This is a genomic window from Cupriavidus sp. D384 (assembly GCF_001652915.1).
Classification (GTDB): domain Bacteria; phylum Pseudomonadota; class Gammaproteobacteria; order Burkholderiales; family Burkholderiaceae; genus Cupriavidus.
Genome location: NZ_BBQI01000012.1, coordinates 54373 through 68446, shown reverse-complemented (window position 1 = coordinate 68446; position 14074 = coordinate 54373). Strand labels below are relative to the sequence as shown.

Genomic DNA, 14074 nt, shown 5'->3' with positions numbered 1-14074 from the left:
GCCGAGATCAACCCTGGTCACTCAGGGCGACGACGAAGAAGTCGTTCCTTACGCGGAGGCCAGCCTGTTTCAGGTCAAGCTGCTGAAAAGCGTCTCGATTGAGGCCGATGAGGGCTACCCCGCACGGCATACTGACCCCATAACGACGTGATCGACCCGCACCTGCTCGCCTTCATCATGGATGGTCCAACCATCGGCCTCATCCTCTGCAAGAGTAAGAACGGGCTGATTGTCGAGTACGCGTTGCGAGAATCAACAAAGCCGATAGGTGTTGCGGAATATATCGTCCGTCTGACAGAGACCCTTCCAGATAGCCTTCTAGGAGTCTTGCCAACAGCGCAGCAATTGGAGTCATCGCTGGACGATGAAGAATAGCGCATACATCAAGCAGAGAGCGCCATTTGGCGGTAGACGCCGGCACTGCCTTCTTTTGCGTAACAGACTTCGCGTTGCACAGCGCATGCCTTCCAACCGGGCATCATTCCATGGCCTGAGCAAGGGCCGCATGCCTCAGAAGGGGGAACCGCTGCATCGGCCGGCGCTATCGCGTTGCGGCTTTTCGCTTCCTAGTGTTCGGCAGGGGCAAAATGTCCGAAGGACGCAGACTTCGCTGCGGCGCGTTGGTGGGCTTGCGGCGTTGCGCGACTAGGCGCTCTGCCGTCTGCTCGATAATTACCTTCTCGGCGTAGGCTAGGACGTCCCGGGTCATCATCACCCAAGCACGACCGACCTTGCCGGCGGGGATGGCGCCTGCGCTAATCAGTTCCAGAACGCGGTACGGGTGGACATGCAGAATCTCCACCGCTCCGACGACACCAACTGTGAGGGCAGTTGTAGAGGGGAGAGCGTCAGCAGCAGTACGTGCATAGGCTTTCACGATGTCGTCTTCCGTTGTGGCGCGGAATGTTGTCAGGATGAATCCAGATGCGACGCCGGCCGGTTCTGATGCGCAGCGCCCTACGCGCGAAGACTCTACACTCGCCCGTGTCAACGCGGGAGCTGGATTCGTGGCCTTCCGATTCGGGTCGTTCAGCAAACAGCCGGACCGATTCGACCGATACTCAGGGGCACGCTTCTGGAGAGCGGCCGGCCCCTGGGAGCGGATGACGACTGCATTCTAGCTCAGTGCTTAGCGGCCATCAGTGCTGGGCCATCCGGATGTTGTGCGAGTATCGACGTGCAACGAGCTCAAAAGACGGCGCGATGAGAGCGCCGTCGCTTTACTCGGCCGATCCGGCAAATGCGGTGCGCCTCGCATCTGGTGAAGAGCGCGGCGCGCTGCTATCTGCCTTTAGTAGCAACAGACTCAAGTGGCCCGGCGGGGTTACCATCAGCCGTTTCCCTCGTCCCCCCCGAAGCCGTCGATCAGCGCATCCCATCTTGGCGGTGCGGTAAATACCTCATCCAGCAAGCCGAGGAATGCCCGCACGTTGGGGCTTGCGCGACGGCTCTTGGGCCATAGCGCGGTAATGTTCGCGCGCGTGACCGCTAACCTCGGCATGACCGGGACCAGCTCCCCTCGCATCACATGCGTCGCCGCCAGATAGGTCGGCATGATGCCGATCCCGCCGCCGGCGATGACGATCGACGCCACCACGTCGCTTACATCCGCGACGATGCCCGCATCCGGAGCAATCTCGAGCAGCTCCCCATCCACGGAAAACGGCCAGCGCAACGCCTGGCCCGAACTCTGGAAGCGAAAATTCACGCAATCATGCCGAGCCAGTTCCTCCGGGCGCGTGGGCGTGCCTTTCCGAGCCAGGTACGCGGGCGCGGCAAACGCGCAGATCCGGTGCGGCGCCAGATGGCGCGAGATCAGGCGGGAGTTCGGGAGATCGCCCACGCGGATGGCGATATCGATGCCCTCGGCAACGAGGTCGGCCATCTGGTCGCGGATGCGCAGGTCGACCGCGAGGGCGGGATGCCGCGCGCGAAATATCACCAGCGCCGGTGCCAGCACATGCACGCCGATCGGATACGGCGCCGCCACGCGGAGTATCCCGGCAGGACCGTTTCTAGTGGAAATCGCGGCCTGCTGTATTTCCTCGGCTTCTTGCAACAGGCGCATCGCGTGCTCGCGCAACCCCTCGCCCTCGTGGGTCAGCCGCAACGACCTCGTTGTGCGGATGAACAGCGGGATCCCGAGCTGCTGTTCCAGGCGGGCGATGCTCTTGCTGACCGCCGACGGCGAAATGCCCAGCTCGCGTGCTGCGGCGGAATAGCTGCCCAACGCCGCTGCCTTGGCGAACGCGATCAGGCCCGTCAGGCGATCGAGAGTTATCTGTTCCATGATGGACATTATGTTATGCCAATTAACTCCCTTATGGAATAAATAACGGCTAACTAGAATCCGTTTCAGCACTTGCGCTGATCCTCAATTCTCAGGAGCACCACCATGAAATTCACTACCGATCCGGCCATGTTCCTGGCCAGTCAATCGCTCGAGGGCAAGACCGTCCTAATATTCGGCGGCACGTCGGGAATCGGCCTGGCCACCGCCATCCAGGCCAAGGCGGCTGGCGCAAGCGTCGTGGTTATAGGGTCCGATCTGGCGCGCTCCGAACGCATCGCGACCGAGCATGGCCTTGAATGGCGTGCAGCGGATATCACCGACACGGAAGCCGTCGAGGCAGCACTGAAGGACATCGGGCATGTCGACCATCTGGTCCTGATGGCCGGCTCCTTCGTCGCCGGTAAGATTCTGGAAACGGACACCCATTACCTGCGCCGTGCGTTTGATGAGCGGATTTGGGGCGCGCTCGACGTCATCCGGACGCTGGACCAACGTCTTGACCAGCGGGCGTCCGTCACCTTCATCTCGGGGGTGCTGGCCGAGCGGCCGAATGCATGGGGTACCGCCGTACTCGCCGCGGCATCGGCCGCCATGGAAGCGCTAGCCCGCGGTCTGGTGCTGGAACTTGCCCCACGCCGCTTCAACACGCTTTCACCCGGCACCACCGACACCCCGCTGTTGGGCCGCACGCTCGGCGACGCCCTCGGCGGCTATGTCACTGAGCTCAGCGCACGGCTGCCGCTGAAGAAGATCGTTCCTATGCAACAGGCCGCCGCCGCCGTCATGTTCCTGATCCAGAACGACTTCATGAACGGCGAGACGTTGCACATCGACGGCGGCCAGCGCTTAGTTTGAGCCGGCCTTGCCGGCAGTCAACGGCCAGGTTTCCGTTTGGCCGGGACGACATTGACCTAACCTCACGCCGGCCGGCGCTCTTCAACGATCAAAACAGGAGAAATCATGCAATCGAAAGTAGTTCTGGTAACGGGGGGGCTGTCCGGCATTGGCCGCGCGACGGCGCTGGCATTCGCAGAGACTGGGGCGAACGTCATCGTCACCGGCCGCCGGGAGGAGGCAGGTCCCGGTCTGATCGACCAACTCAATGCGGCGGGCGCCGCCGATGCGACGTTCGTGCGCGCCGACGCGCAGTCCGAAGACGACATGCGGCGTGTCATCAGGCAGACCGAATCACGCTTCGGCCGTCTCGACATTGCCGTCAACAATGCGGGCATCGAGGGCACGTTCTCGCCAATCGAGCATATTTCGGTCGAGACTTACAGGAGCGTGTTCGACACTAACGTGCTGGGTGTCATTCTTGGCATGAAGTACGAGCTTGAACTCATGAAACGCCAGGGCTTCGGAAGCATCGTGAACCTCTCTTCGATCGGCGGCCAGATTGGGTTCCCCACCAGTGCGGTGTATGCGGCGAGCAAGCACGCGGTCGAAGGCTTGACGAAATCGGCAGCGCTCGAGGTTGCGGCTGTGGGCATTCGGATCAATGCGGTCGCGCCGGGACCGACGGAGTCGCCGATGTTCGATCGGCTGGCCGATTACGGTATGACCAAGGACGTTCTCGCAGGGATGATCCCTGCGAAGCGAGCAGGTACCCCAGCCGAAGTCGCGCAAGCGATCCTGTTTCTATCATCGACGCGGGCAAGCTTCATCACTGGCCACACGCTGGCCGTCGATGGCGGCTACCTGGCGCAGTGAAGAAAAGCCCCCGGACAACCCGGGAATCTGCGGCGGCCTACCAAGCGTCGACCAGCACCTTGGTCGCGCTTGTTTCGCCGTCGGCATGACAAATCCTGCACTCTTGCAGATGCTCTGTGGCCGGGGATTCAAAGACAGCAGCTTTCTGGGTATCAGCGGCCAACTAACATTGGAAGTACCCTCCGTCGGTGGGCTCACACGAAGGATAATGGTTGCTATCGGAAGGCCGCTGCCGACCCTTCTCGGTCAGATGGAAAGGCTAACTCGACTGACTGTTGTCGAGCGCCTTTCCGACGGTCATGGAGTCTTCATTTGGTCTTCTCGATGTCGCCCGGCTTCCACGTCTGGTCGAAGAACGCCTTTTCCGGCGAGTACAGCCGCAGGATGACAAAATAGCCCTTGCCGGGCACGGTCCGCAGCCAGTTCTTCTCCTTGCCGGACGGCGCGTTGGGCCCGAAATAAAGGTCGGTCGAGCCATCGGGGTTCTGCACCGGCTTGTCCATCTGGTTGAGCGACGGGTGCGACTGGCCATTGTCGAGTCCCGATGCCGTGGTGCCGTCGTAGACCGTGGCGGACCAGAAGTTCTTCGCCGGAATGTTGGGCGGCAGGTGCAGCGCATACGATTGGCCGCCGTCGAGGAAGTTACCATCCTTGTCGCGCGAGGTGACCGGGTACTTCGCGCCCGCATTCACGATGTTCTTAACCATGCCAGGGCTGGCCGAGTAAGCGCTGGTGAAATAACCGGACCGCTGTTCGAAGTTCGTATACGTGCGCGACGACTGGAACGAGGTGTCCTCGCCGGCAAACACGTTGACCCATTGCCGGTCGGGGTAGTACTTGCCGCCGGGCTCCTTCGCAACCATGTCGGCAATCACGACCTTGCTGATCTTGAAGCCGGTCTGCGCGGCGCGCTCCAGCAAGTTCAGCATTTCAGGGCTCGGCGAGAACGGCTTGCCTTTCTCGATGCCGATGGTATGCAGGAACCCTCGCATATCGAGGTCCGCCGGGTCCACGTATTCGCTGTCTATGAAGCGCGACATCATGTCGAAGTAGCTGGCATCGCGCGGGAACAGCAGGTTGGCCGGCTTGCTGTTGGCGTCGGGAAACTGCATCGGCCGTGCCGATGCCTTTTGGCCCAGCGGATAGATGCGCGTCGCCGCTATCTGCGCGTTCGGCTTCGACAGGTCCTTCGGATCGGTGAAGAACGTGCGCCAGAACAAGAAGACATTGTACGTCCGGGACCGATAGACGAAAGCGCCCTTGGGCAGCGATCCCTTCGGCGGTTCGCCCTTGTAGTCGGGCGGCAACAGCACGTAGGTCCCGCCCTTGCCCTTGTCCGGGCCGGCCAGACCGACGTCGCCGGTCCACGTGCGGCCATCGGTGGTCGGGCCCACGAGCGGACGCTGGAAGAAATCGTCGAGGATGCCCTGCACGCCTTCTGGCGCCTCGACGACGAGCGGGCCGTCCTTCTTGAGGTCCAGGTAGCCCATTGCATAGACCACGTCGGAGTTCGGCGTCGTCACCAGTGTGGACGCCTTGATGCGCTCCTTCCACACCGGCAGCACGTTTTAGCCCCTGCCAAAGACCTTTTCCGAACCCTCCTTCATCGCCCAGATGTTGATGGCGGGCAGCGCCCACAGATAGGCTTGCGTCGCGCGCTGGAAGAGAAGTTCGTCCTGCAACATGCGCGAGGTTTCTGGCGTGGGATAGTCCTTCACGAATGGCGCGTTGGCGAGGGCATCATAGCGGGAGCCCTGTGCCTGCGCGGCACCGCTGAGGCCCAGCGCAAGCGCGGCCATTGCAATCGACGTATAGCGTGGTGCCTTCATCTCGAACCCCTGATTGTGGAGATGGACTGGGACGTGCCACCGTGTTGGTGGTAACGCGCAGCTTTCTTCGAACATTGAGCGTTAGGCCACCTTGCGGATCACCGGCGGCTTCCACGAGCCATCAAGGATCGGCTGCTTGCCCCAATAGGCGCGGATATAGAGCGAGAAGGCACCGCTCGGCGCCGGCAGCCAGTTGGATTCACGCTCCGCGCCCGGCGATTTCGCCCCGGCATACAGCGTCAGGGATCCATCGGCGTTGCGCTTCAGCGTGATGTTCTTGGTGCCGAGCGAATAGCGCTTGAGGGTGTTCGGGTGGAACAGGTGCTTGTCGTTGTAGAGCGTCAGCGACCAGAAGCCATTGACCGGAGGCTCCTGCCCGGCCGGGAAGACGATCTCGTAGCTGCTGGCGCCGGTTAGCGCTGCGCCGGATGCGTCGAAGTCGGTATAGAAGTACTGCGTCTCGGTGGGCCGGTTGTCGAACATGTTCGACTTGGCCGTGCCGGTGCGGTCGAAGTAGTCGAATCCCGTCTGGGCATTGTTGGTCGAGCGATTCCAGCCATTGCCCGCGGGCAGGCCGTTGCGGCGCCATTCGAAAAAGGGCCCGATGGCGTCGCGCTCCGTTTCCACCGCCGTCGACACAAGGAGCTTCTTGATCTCCGCGTCGCGGCCGGCCACCTCCATCAGCGAGCGAAACTGCGCGTACAGCGCTTCCTCGCCAGGCAACGGCGGCACGGTGTCCAGCACCTCCCCGAACTGGTCGAAGAATTTTTCGGGAATGACCCACTTGGTTTCGCCTTCGCTGGCACCAGCCTCGGACTTCGGTCCGGGAATATCGGGCGCATGCGCCCAGTCGATGGTCTTCATGCGACCGTCGAACTGCTTCAGCGGGTAGAAGACGATCTGATTGATGACTGACTGGATCGCCTTGCGGTCCTCGGCCGTGTCGTTCATGAACACGCGCGGAATGGCGTTGGCCAGCGACGTCGGGCAGCGTACCACCGACGTGATCCCGGCCGGCTTGTTGCCCTTCCAGTTCGGCCCCGCCAGCAAGTAGAAGCCCGGCCGGGTCTTGTAGGGCTTGCCGACCTGTCCGAACTGATTGGTACGCGCATCGTACAGCGCATAGACCCAGAAACGGTCCCCGAAATTCGGCACCTGGGCCACCACGGGTTCCTCGTCGAGGTGGAAAAAGCCCAGCCCATAGACCACGTCCTGGTTCGGACAGGTCACGAAGGTCTCGGCGGGATCGATGTAGTCGTGCAGCATGGCGACCTGCCCGCGCGGCGCCGCCGGCAAGACGCCGTTCAAGAGGCCCGGATGCGGCGCCTGCGTGATTCGGGCGAAGCGGTTGAGCATGTTGACCATCGGCCAACCCCACACATAGGCCATGCGCGCGATGACCTGCGCGTAGCCGGCGTGCATCGGCAAGCCGGCCGGTGGCTGCACAGCCTTGGCCGCCGGCATGCCTGCCGCGCCGGAGGCCGCCTGCGTGGGGCCCTTCGATTCGGCCGCCGCCGCAGCCCCGGGCAGCGCCGACAGCGACGCCAATGTCAGCGGGGCGGCCCCGCCGAATACCGTCAGCAACCTACGTGTGGTGTCTACCTTATCCAGATCCGCCATCGTCATCCTCTTCCAGTGGAGAAAAGAAAGGGTGTGGCGCCCCTGACAAGCGACTGCGGACGGCGTCTCACACTCCGGTCAGCACTCCATACTGCACAGTGCGACGGGCGACGAGAAGTCAAAGATTTCGAGGTCGATATAAACGCTTTCTGGAGGATATGTGACCAATGAAGCGCATATCTTCGTTGAGCAAACGCCTAGCCCTTTACTGTCGTTGCCTGACGTGATGATCGGCGGGATACGAATGAACAGCGGCCATCCAATAGGCTCCGTCTAGTGTCCGAGTCTGGCCGTTCTCAGCCCGTCCAAATAGAACTCCCGCGTGGTGTCGCTTGTCCGCCGGGTGAAATTTAGGTATTCTTCCCAGACCTACCGCGTCCTAGACGCATCGACCCCGCACCTTCTGGTGCCAGCTTCTGCAGTACGGTGGCCGGCCAGCTTCGCCTGGTAGCCCATCCTTCCATCCCATCGGGAACCACGTTCCCGGTGCGGCTACGGGTTCCCCTATTCTCGTGAGAACCCACAATGCAAAACCCCACTGTCGTTATTGGCAAGATCCGTCCTGGGTGCAACCCGCGCAAGTACTTCGACGCTGCGGAAATGGCTGAACTGACCGAATCCATTCGGGTGGATGGTGTCATCCAGCCAATCCTCATTCGTCCCATCGAGGACGAAGAGCACGGCCATGAGTTCGAGGTGGTAGCCGGCGAACGCCGCTACCGCGCTGCTCTTGCCGCCCACGGCGACGGGTACGACATGCCTGTCAATATCAAGGTCCTGACGGACGCCGAAGCTCGTCGTTACGCGCTCATTGAAAACGTGCAGCGCGCCGACATGGCGCCGTCGGAGGAGGCGGCGTCGGCAGCTGAAATCGTTGGTCAGCTGAAAGGCGACCGCGACGAAGCAGCCCGCCAGCTTGGCTGGTCCCGCTCCACGCTCGACAAGCGCCTGGCGCTGATGAACTGCAGCGAATCCGTTCTGGAGGCGCTCAACACACGTACCATCCAGCTCGGTCACGCCGAACTGCTGGCCACGCTCGCCAAGGACAAGCAGGACAAGCTTCTGCCGGTCATCGTGAGCGAGAAAAAGCCGGTTGCGGAACTGAAGAAGACCATCGAGGCCGCCGCGTGCAGCCTCGAATCGGCGATCTTCGACAAGACGGAATGCGCGGCATGTCCGCACAATTCTTCGTTGCAAACCGAGATGTTCGGCGAAGCCATTGCCACCGGCAATTGCACGAACCGTGCATGCTACGACGAAAAACTCGGCAGAAAGCTCGAAGGCATTGCCTATGGGCTGAAGGACGAGTATCCCATCGTGCGCATCATCCGCCCCGGTGACAACCATACCCGGATCCAGTTGAAGGTCGAAGGCCCGACTGGCGTCGGCGATGAACAGGCGAAAGCCTGCCACGCTTGCCAGAACTTCGGCGCGGCTGTCAGTGGCCTGCCAGATTCCATGGGTAAGGTCTACAGCGGCCAGTGCTTCGATACCGTCTGCAATCAGCAAAAGGTTGCTGCGCGTATCAAGGCAGAGAAGGATGCCACCAAGGCGCCTGCAGCCAAGCCGGCCGCAGGTGGCAAGGCGGTCCCTGCGAAGAAGGGCGACCAGTCCTCTACCGCGGCCGAGAAGCCGGTGACGTCGATCAGCGAGGGTGAAAAGGTGAAGGCTTACCGTACCGCCCTCTGGCGCAAGGCCCTCCGCAAGGAAGTCGCGCAGAACGCTGACCAGGCGAACTCGTACCTCCTCTCGATTGCACTGAACGGGCTGGCGCGCAACATCGCCGGCGACGTGATGGGCAAGTTCTTCGAGAAGCTGACTGAGCAGAAGTCGTCGTCCTCGCTGCAGGGTTGCCTGACGGCCATCCACGCGTTGGATGAACAGAAGCGACAGCAGCTGACGATTGGCCTGACCGTCGCCGCTATCGATGGCGTGGAGGTGGGTAACCTCCGCGAACTGTGCCGGTATCACAAGCTGGATCTGCGCAACCACTGGAATCTCCAGCAAGCGCAGGATTTTCTGGAAATGCTCACCAAGTCGGAGATGAAGGTTCTCGCCGACGAGTTGGGGATCCGCAAGGTGCTGGGCGATGGGTTCGCCAAGCTGTTCAACAAATCGAAGCCCGAAGTCATCGCCGGCCTGCTGGCGGTTGACGGCTTCGACTACACCGGCAAGGTGCCCAAGGTTCTGGGCTACTGATCCGTTCACCTATCCATCTGCAGAGGGCGCCAGTCGGCGCCCTCTGTCATTTCATTCCCCAAAAGGATTCACCATGTTCACCCAATTGATCCCGCTCGTTCGCGCGAGCGACAAGGTCGTGCTCACGCTGACCATGCAAGGCGACACGATGTCCGTTGTTGTGATGCCCGTCATCAAAGACGCTGCTGACCCCGCACTGTCCCGGCCTCTGATCCTGTCGGCTACGCCGGCGGAACTGGATGCCGAGTTTGCGGCGGCCGTCACCAGCGTAACCGAAGCCCATCGCTCGCTTGCCGAGCAGGCCGAGGCAACGAAGTCGATTCTCGATGCTGCCACGTCCGCGCAATCGTCCAAGGCGACGAAGGCGCTGGCCAAGGCCGCGTCGCCCTCGACGTCCGACGCCACTAGCGATGCCGGTGACAAAGACGAAGCAGAAAGCGGTGGCGGAGCGCAACCGGAGACGAAAGCCGACGCGAGCACACCGGCTTCCACCGGTACCGACCTTGCTTCCCTGCTGTAAAGGAGAACTGCCATGGCACTCGAAGTTACGCATCTCACCCGTGAGTTTTCCTACAACGGTATGACGTTGCCTGATGTGGGCCCGCAGTTCTCGCCCGACCAAGTGCGCGATGTCTATTCTGCCCAGTACCCGGAGCTGACCACCGCCGCGGTGGACGGCCCGGAAGTGAAGGGCGGCATCGCTCGCTACACGTTCGTCCGCGCCGCTGGCGCCAAGGGCGCATATGCGCAAGTCTGACCTGATGAAAGCACTGGCCTCCGGCCAGTTCTCTTCCACTACGAAGCCGCCCGAGAGGGCGGTTTTTTTGCATTCTGAGGAGACTCAACAATGCTGTTCGACCCTCGGTCGTTTGTTTCAGCGGTCGATGCAGGACAACCCGCATGGACGCCTGCGCGACAGCATCCCGTTGCCAAACGTCGACCTGCCCACGATTTTCTGACGCTCCCTGCCATCCCGGAGGGAACCCCCAGCCGTGCGCTTCTGGCCTTCGGGGATGAAGTGGACGTCAAGGACCTCGTCATCGAGCAGTTCAAAGCAGGCGTGCTCAACGCCAGCCACGTCTCGAACGCGTCTGGCGCTGGGGATGCCTTCGCTCAGGCATTCCATGCGTGGCTTGCCACGCGCGTTCCCACGACGAAGGTGCTCAGTTTCGACTTCGCCCTGGTGGATCAGGCTGCGGTTGACGTTGAGATATCCGAGTTCGGCTTCGACATGCAAGACCGCTCGTCGCTGTATCTCGGGATCCGGCTGGAAGAGGAAACCGTCTACACGCTCACTGCAGAGCGTGCCGACGCGTTGCGTCAACTCGATCCGTCGCTGGTGCACATGACGTTCCATCTGATCCGGGCGGCCGCTTGCAAATCGCTGCACGTTCGCACACCTGATGATTTGCTGGATATGTTTGGTCGATGGCATTGGGACTACGAGACGCTAACCGATGACGAAGAGGCGCGGGAGCACCTTAAGGAACGGTTTGGCGCCGACGATCCGGACATTGATCGGTATCTGCCTTCCGTGGTGCGGGCGGCGATCGCGCCTGATGAAGTACTTCCAAAGTGGCAGTGGGCGCGACCTGACTGGCCATTCACGCTACTGAGCCGCAGGAAGCTACGACAGCTCGCGCGCCGGGGCCAGGATGACTGGCGCGGCGGATTCTGTAGCGCACTGGCGGACCTGGATCTGGCGTTGGAACGGATGGGAGATGCATCCCTCATGCGTAATGCACAGTGGGCAGAACCGGCGTACTCCGCTGCGACGATCGCCTACCAGCACAGCGACTACGTTGGCGAAGTGCTCGACGACCACTTCGAGTGCGCCAACAACGGCGGCTATGCCACGTATTTTCAATGCTTCATTCCGTTCGCTGACAAGCCCAAGTCCATCCGGGCCCAGTACAGCGCTCTGCACGAGACCCTCAAGCTGATCGCACTACTGGATCGGGTTCTTGAACATTTCATTTGAAAGGAGGCCGTATGGCCGCAATCCTGACCGCTTCGCGGTCGCATGAGGTGGCCCTGCAGGGGGCCATTTTGCTTTATGGGACGGCACCGGGACAGTTTTCGTATGCAACGGCCCATCGCATCGAAGCGGAAGCCTCCGGGCGGCCGGTGATTGGCGCTGGCGTGCCACTGAACCGCATGGCTCTGATCCACGCCGTTCGCGAGGTAGCAGAGCATGCCCTTCCCAAGAGCGAGTTCCTGACACCCAACGTGCTGTCGATCAGTCCGAGTGCCGTGACGTGGTGGTGCCCAGCCACCCGACGTCGCGTATTTTTCAAATGCAAGGAGTTGGGCGAGCGTAGCGCCATTGTTTCGCACCCGGCGTTGGTCTTCCAGGCGTCGCAATCTGGCTTCAAGGTCTTCGCCCTGAAAGGGGAGGAGCGCCCGGTACCGGAAAGCGAACTGTTCGAGCCGCCGTACTTCAACACGTGGGACCACGGGAAGATCTGCATTGGCTCGGCACATGTGCCAAAGCAGATCGACGTGGCCTCGATTACCGGATGGGAAGACGGGTTCTTCAACTCGGCGTTCACCCATCCCAATCACGGCGGTAAGCGCGTCAAGTACAAGCGCGGCGCCTATGCCTTCTGGAAGGACATGCTGGACGGTCGGTTTCCCGACTTTCCCAAGCAAGTCCTCGTTCCCATGAAATCCACGCTGGCCGATCTGATCGCCGGCCGAAAGGAGTTGTAACCATGCATCCTGCTGACGCTGCTCTGCAGCAGTCTTTTCCGTCCGTGATGGTCCCGCGCTTCGGTGCGCTGGCCACCATGGAACACCCCGGCGAGCGTCTGCTCATTGCTGCCAACGGTGTCTTTCTGGAATTCGCGCGGCCCTGGCTGCGCGTCGTTCGTCGTCTCGGTGCCTTCCAGTACCGCACGGCAATCCCCTATGGCGAGGTGGTGGAAGCCACCGAGCTACGCTGCGGGCGAGTTCCAGCTGACCTGATCGGCGAGTTCGCCGCGATGGCACGTGCTGGGCATCCCAAGGAAACGGGCGCGTGGATCGTCTGGAATGCCGCAACAGGGGCATTCCGACTGGTCCCCGTGCGAATCCTGGACCACAGCGGCGGTCACCTGAATTATGACCGTCCGTCGCTTGAAACTGGCGAGGTCCTGGTGGTGGACTGCCATTCGCATGGTCGCCACGCAGCTGGGTTTTCGCCAACGGACAATGCCGATGACCAGCACGACGTGAAGTTCGCGTTCGTGATGGGCAATTGCGATGCCGATGTGCCATCGCTCGCGTTGCGGCTCTGCGCCAAGGGAATCTTCGAGAACGTCGAGAGGGTTCCAAGCGAATGGCATGACGCGGTGCGAGAGGAGGTGCTGGCATGACCTTCGTCCATCGTATCCCCGCTGAAATGACCACCCGCGCATGGCAAGTAGCTGTTGTGGGCGCTGGTGGCACCGGCAGCGCCTTGCTACCTAACCTCGCGCGGCTGCATCACGCCATGCTGGAGCTAGGACACCCGGGCGGTATCGACTGTACGGTCTACGATGACGACACCGTCAGCGAGACCAATGTCGGCCGCCAGGGGTTCTACCCGGTTGATGTGGGGCAGCCCAAAGCGACGCTCATTGTAAATCGCCTGAACAACCTGATGGGTACGCGGTGGGACGCCGAGACACGTCGGATTGGGAATGACGACCGCTTTGACTGCGACCTGGTGATCGGCTGTGTCGACACGCGGAGCGCCCGCAAGGCGATCGTCGACGCGATGCAACGTGGCGAGGGTGGGTACTATCTCGACTGCGGTAACGAGTCGGACAGTGGGCAGGTGATCCTCGGCCAGGTCGGTGGCCCAGCCGCGGAACGGCTTCCCCATGTAGGAGACCTGTATCCGGAGCTGATGGATCCGAAAGGGGATAAGGCCGACACCGCGCCGTCCTGCTCGATGGCCGAGGCGCTGCAGAAGCAATCGCTTGTGATTAATCCGGTGATTGCGGTACAGGCGTACAACCTGCTGTGGACGTTGTTCCGCACTGGGAAGCTGCAGTACTGCGGCGCATTCGTAAGTCTGGCCACAGGGCGCACCAGCCCGCTGCCGCTGGATCCGGTTGCCTGGGAGCGCTTCGGCTATAAGCTGAGCGCGACCAAAGCCCGTGCCAAACGCAAACCGCGACAATCCGTTTGAACAGCCGCTCCCCAAAAGGGAGTGGCTTTTCTCTTTTGCGCGCTGCTATCATGGTGAATCTCTCGCGTCGTTGACGCATCGACCTGCCTGCAACAGCAGGCCACTCCCACCGGGGCTTTCTTCCCTGGCCGGGCGATGGAAGTCCCGTTTTCTTTTCATGGTGACGGTATGCCGTCGATTTCTACGTTTCTCTTTCCACGGCTCACCTGACGCAGGCTACCGCTTGCGGATTCACTAGTTATCCCGTACTCGCGGCGACGGATGCCG

At 61.6% G+C, this 14074-nt stretch carries 14 protein-coding genes; 10 read left to right on the top strand and 4 right to left on the bottom strand.

Features of this window, described 5'->3' with window-relative positions; all coding sequences use genetic code 11:
• The first annotated feature begins 147 nt into the window (after positions 1-147).
• Entirely contained in the window at positions 148-375 is a 228-nt protein-coding gene (locus A9J21_RS05920) for a PDDEXK nuclease domain-containing protein (RefSeq protein ID WP_066732874.1), read from the top strand.
• A gap of 955 nt (positions 376-1330) precedes the next feature.
• On the opposite strand, the gene A9J21_RS05910 is transcribed toward A9J21_RS05920, so the two are convergent.
• On the bottom strand, positions 1331-2299 hold the full coding sequence (locus tag A9J21_RS05910; RefSeq protein ID WP_231906824.1) for a LysR family transcriptional regulator: 969 nt from the start codon (positions 2297-2299) through the stop codon (positions 1331-1333).
• 96 nt (positions 2300-2395) lie between these two features.
• Between A9J21_RS05910 and A9J21_RS05905 the strand changes: the two genes are divergently transcribed.
• Both A9J21_RS05905 and A9J21_RS05900 read left to right on the top strand, forming a co-directional pair.
• Positions 2396-3148: an SDR family oxidoreductase gene (locus tag A9J21_RS05905; RefSeq protein WP_231906823.1), complete on the top strand. Its 753-nt coding sequence runs from the start codon at positions 2396-2398 to the stop codon at positions 3146-3148.
• Between the two features lie 105 nt (positions 3149-3253).
• On the top strand, positions 3254-4003 hold the full coding sequence (locus tag A9J21_RS05900) for an SDR family NAD(P)-dependent oxidoreductase (RefSeq protein WP_066732870.1): 750 nt from the start codon (positions 3254-3256) through the stop codon (positions 4001-4003).
• Between the two features lie 308 nt (positions 4004-4311).
• Here A9J21_RS05900 and A9J21_RS05895 read toward each other — a convergent pair whose 3' ends face one another.
• The 3 genes from A9J21_RS05895 to A9J21_RS05890 all read right to left on the bottom strand — a co-directional run bounded on the left by A9J21_RS05895 (position 4312) and on the right by A9J21_RS05890 (position 7452).
• Positions 4312-5568 carry a DUF1254 domain-containing protein gene (locus A9J21_RS05895; protein ID WP_231906822.1) on the bottom strand — a complete coding sequence of 419 codons (1257 nt, stop codon included), beginning with the start codon at positions 5566-5568 and terminating at the stop codon, positions 4312-4314.
• 3 nt (positions 5569-5571) lie between these two features.
• Entirely contained in the window at positions 5572-5832 is a 261-nt protein-coding gene (locus tag A9J21_RS32235) for a hypothetical protein (RefSeq protein WP_231906821.1), read from the bottom strand.
• Between the two features lie 81 nt (positions 5833-5913).
• A complete protein-coding gene (locus tag A9J21_RS05890) occupies positions 5914-7452 on the bottom strand; it encodes a DUF1254 domain-containing protein (RefSeq protein ID WP_156545700.1) in 1539 nt (512 codons plus the stop codon).
• A gap of 525 nt (positions 7453-7977) precedes the next feature.
• Here A9J21_RS05890 and A9J21_RS05885 point away from each other — a divergent pair.
• The 7 genes from A9J21_RS05885 (at position 7978) to A9J21_RS05855 (ending at position 13807) form a co-directional block, all read left to right on the top strand.
• Positions 7978-9651 carry a PRTRC system ParB family protein gene (locus A9J21_RS05885; RefSeq protein WP_066732868.1) on the top strand — a complete coding sequence of 558 codons (1674 nt, stop codon included), beginning with the start codon at positions 7978-7980 and terminating at the stop codon, positions 9649-9651.
• A gap of 73 nt (positions 9652-9724) precedes the next feature.
• Positions 9725-10171 (top strand): PRTRC system protein E, encoded by a 447-nt coding sequence (locus A9J21_RS05880; protein ID WP_066732867.1) that lies wholly within the window; start codon positions 9725-9727, stop codon positions 10169-10171.
• A gap of 12 nt (positions 10172-10183) precedes the next feature.
• A complete protein-coding gene (locus A9J21_RS05875) occupies positions 10184-10408 on the top strand; it encodes a PRTRC system protein C (RefSeq protein ID WP_066732866.1) in 225 nt (74 codons plus the stop codon).
• A gap of 90 nt (positions 10409-10498) precedes the next feature.
• Positions 10499-11632, top strand: a complete 1134-nt coding sequence (locus A9J21_RS05870; protein ID WP_066732864.1) for a PRTRC system protein F — start codon at positions 10499-10501, stop codon at positions 11630-11632.
• 11 nt (positions 11633-11643) lie between these two features.
• Positions 11644-12363 carry a PRTRC system protein B gene (locus tag A9J21_RS05865; protein ID WP_066732863.1) on the top strand — a complete coding sequence of 240 codons (720 nt, stop codon included), beginning with the start codon at positions 11644-11646 and terminating at the stop codon, positions 12361-12363.
• Positions 12364-12365: 2 nt separating this feature from the next.
• Positions 12366-13007: a PRTRC system protein A gene (locus A9J21_RS05860; protein ID WP_066732861.1), complete on the top strand. Its 642-nt coding sequence runs from the start codon at positions 12366-12368 to the stop codon at positions 13005-13007.
• On the top strand, positions 13004-13807 hold the full coding sequence (locus tag A9J21_RS05855) for a PRTRC system ThiF family protein (RefSeq protein ID WP_066732859.1): 804 nt from the start codon (positions 13004-13006) through the stop codon (positions 13805-13807). Before A9J21_RS05860 ends, A9J21_RS05855 begins: the two co-directional genes overlap by 4 nt.
• Positions 13808-14074: the final 267 nt, after the last annotated feature.

Bases quoted from the DNA above. Each gene is read 5' to 3' on its own strand.
- A9J21_RS05910 (WP_231906824.1), bottom strand. From the start codon at position 2,299: ATGTCCATCATGGAACAGATAACTCTCGATCGCCTGACGGGCCTGATC.
- A9J21_RS05905 (WP_231906823.1), top strand. From the start codon at position 2,396: ATGAAATTCACTACCGATCCGGCCATGTTCCTGGCCAGTCAATCGCTC.
- A9J21_RS05900 (WP_066732870.1), top strand. From the start codon at position 3,254: ATGCAATCGAAAGTAGTTCTGGTAACGGGGGGGCTGTCCGGCATTGGC.
- A9J21_RS32235 (WP_231906821.1), bottom strand. From the start codon at position 5,832: ATGAAGGCACCACGCTATACGTCGATTGCAATGGCCGCGCTTGCGCTG.
- A9J21_RS05890 (WP_156545700.1), bottom strand. From the start codon at position 7,452: ATGGCGGATCTGGATAAGGTAGACACCACACGTAGGTTGCTGACGGTA.
- A9J21_RS05885 (WP_066732868.1), top strand. From the start codon at position 7,978: ATGCAAAACCCCACTGTCGTTATTGGCAAGATCCGTCCTGGGTGCAAC.
- A9J21_RS05880 (WP_066732867.1), top strand. From the start codon at position 9,725: ATGTTCACCCAATTGATCCCGCTCGTTCGCGCGAGCGACAAGGTCGTG.
- A9J21_RS05875 (WP_066732866.1), top strand. From the start codon at position 10,184: ATGGCACTCGAAGTTACGCATCTCACCCGTGAGTTTTCCTACAACGGT.
- A9J21_RS05870 (WP_066732864.1), top strand. From the start codon at position 10,499: ATGCTGTTCGACCCTCGGTCGTTTGTTTCAGCGGTCGATGCAGGACAA.
- A9J21_RS05865 (WP_066732863.1), top strand. From the start codon at position 11,644: ATGGCCGCAATCCTGACCGCTTCGCGGTCGCATGAGGTGGCCCTGCAG.
- A9J21_RS05860 (WP_066732861.1), top strand. From the start codon at position 12,366: ATGCATCCTGCTGACGCTGCTCTGCAGCAGTCTTTTCCGTCCGTGATG.
- A9J21_RS05855 (WP_066732859.1), top strand. From the start codon at position 13,004: ATGACCTTCGTCCATCGTATCCCCGCTGAAATGACCACCCGCGCATGG.